The sequence below is a fragment of the Okeania sp. SIO2B9 genome (assembly GCF_010672505.1).
In the GTDB taxonomy this organism is placed as follows: Bacteria; Cyanobacteriota; Cyanobacteriia; order Cyanobacteriales; family Microcoleaceae; genus Okeania; species Okeania hirsuta.
Genome location: NZ_JAAHGK010001352.1, coordinates 1 through 2,002 on the forward strand (window position 1 = coordinate 1; position 2,002 = coordinate 2,002).

The window sequence follows — 2,002 nt, forward strand, 5'->3', positions numbered from 1 at the left end:
ACCTCCTCGCTCATTTCCCGCTTGTCCTGTCTCCTGTCTCCTGTCTCCTACCTCTACCAAAAGACTTTACCATGCGCAAACCCTAATTAGAAAGCTCTGTATTTCAGATAAAAATATATCCCTTCTTCCTGTAATGAATCTCCATTTGTCTCTATATCTACAAAAGGTATTCCCCAATCTAATTGAGCCGAAAAACGAGTTCCTACTTGAATTCTTAAACCCACACCTACAGAAGATAAAGTTTCCTCTACTAATTCAACTTCATTACTATTCCAAACAGTACCAAAATCAACAAAAGGAGTTAATTGTAAAGTAGCATCCAAGTCTCGCACCCGCAGAATAGGAAACCGAAACTCACTAGAAATAAACAAACCATTATCACCAAGTAAAGCATCTTGACGATATCCCCTCACACTTAATCCACCTCCCAAGCTAAACTGTTCTTGGGGAAACAAACTTCTAGGTGCTAATTGAATATCTGACCGAATTAAAAAAACTGTATCTGGTGCAAATAAACGTAAATATTGTGCTTGTCCCCGCCAAGAAAAATATCTCCCATCTGGAGCATTACTATTAACAGTAGCATCAAAAGCATTTATTCCTAGAGAAAATTCTGACCGTGCCACAAACACATCATTAGTACTCCTAGAAGTATATTCCTGAAAAAAACGAACTGAAGAAATTCTAATCTCCCCATCATTTGGATCGGGAAAAGGGTCATCGGAAAGAGTAGTTTTTGATTCTTCTACAGAACCCATTAAACCCAGAGCAATTTCTTTACTAAGAGTTTGATAAATAGGTTGGCGAAAACTCATCTCATAAGTACGAGAATTTGTTTCAATATCTAGTTCATTAAAAGGATCTTCAATAATTTCACTACTGGTGCGACGATGACGTAAACTAATAGTCCCATTTTTAGAATTAATGGGGATAGTATAACTAAAGTCATCAAGAGTATCACTACCATCTGTATTGTAATAAGTCGCATTCAGGCGATCGCCAAACCCAGTCAAATTACTATGAGAAAGTTGAACTTGGCGACGAACAGTACCCACACTAGGAGAACGTAAATTATCAGCAGAAAGTTGAGCAAAAAAAGCAGGTGCTTCTTCCACCTCAACCTCTAACCTACTCAAACCAGGACGAGAACCTGCTGTTAAATTAGCAGATAATCTCTCAACTAAAGGGTCAAGCTGAAGTAACTGTAAAGATTGAAATAAATCATCTTGATTTAAAGGTGTTTTAATACCAGATTCAATTCGACTGCGAATATAACCAGAATTAAGTCGTTTTAACCCCGAAATTTCAATTGCTTCAACTATCCCTTCTATCACTTCTATTGTAACTGTACCATCTTGCAAAGTTTGTGGGGGAATAAATGCCCCAGAAGTAACATATCCTCCATCGAAATATAGCTGAGTTACTGCTGTTTGTGCTTCTAGTAATTCGGCAAAAGAAATAGGACGATCTGTAAAAGGTTCAAGAATTTCCGCCAATTCTGTGGAACTAAAAACCGTACTACCAACAACTACAAATTGGGTTACTGTAATTTGACCTGGAATTTGCAGAGGAGGTGACTGGGGAGATAGAGATGGTACTGGTGGAGGTTGGAGCAAATCATCTGGTGGAGGTAATGGTTCTACATCTGGTATGGGTTGAGGGTTAGGGTTAACTGGCCTGGGAGTTGTTTGAGCAGTGGCAGGTTCAGAAGCAGAAAGATAAGACAAAGAAATCAGAATTATTATCCAGACAATCATAACTTTTTTTCGAGGTTGAGGTCCTGCCTAAGCAAATAATAAAATTTGGTCATTGAAATAATAAATTTTTTTTTATAGTGTCCTTTCATGGCTTAGTGTTAAGACCCAACTTGAAGAAGGAGACAGGAGACAGGAGACAGGAGACAGGAGACAGGAGGAAAATTACATGGGGATTCGCTCCCCCAAGTAATGCGTGAACACCCCCGTTGACGGTGGGGTATTAAACCCACAAAGAAAATGATAAA

General features: G+C 38.7%; 1 protein-coding gene. It reads right to left on the reverse strand.

Annotated elements, in window-relative coordinates; genetic code table 11:
• Positions 1-86: 86 nt before the first annotated feature.
• A complete protein-coding gene (locus F6K13_RS30645; protein ID WP_124155529.1) occupies positions 87-1,757 on the reverse strand; it encodes a ShlB/FhaC/HecB family hemolysin secretion/activation protein in 1,671 nt (556 codons plus the stop codon).
• Between the last annotated feature and the right edge of the window lie 245 nt (positions 1,758-2,002).

What these genes read in the sequence shown, in the direction of transcription:
- F6K13_RS30645 (WP_124155529.1), bottom strand. Translation starts at nt 1,757, where the DNA reads ATGATTGTCTGGATAATAATTCTGATTTCTTTGTCTTATCTTTCTGCT.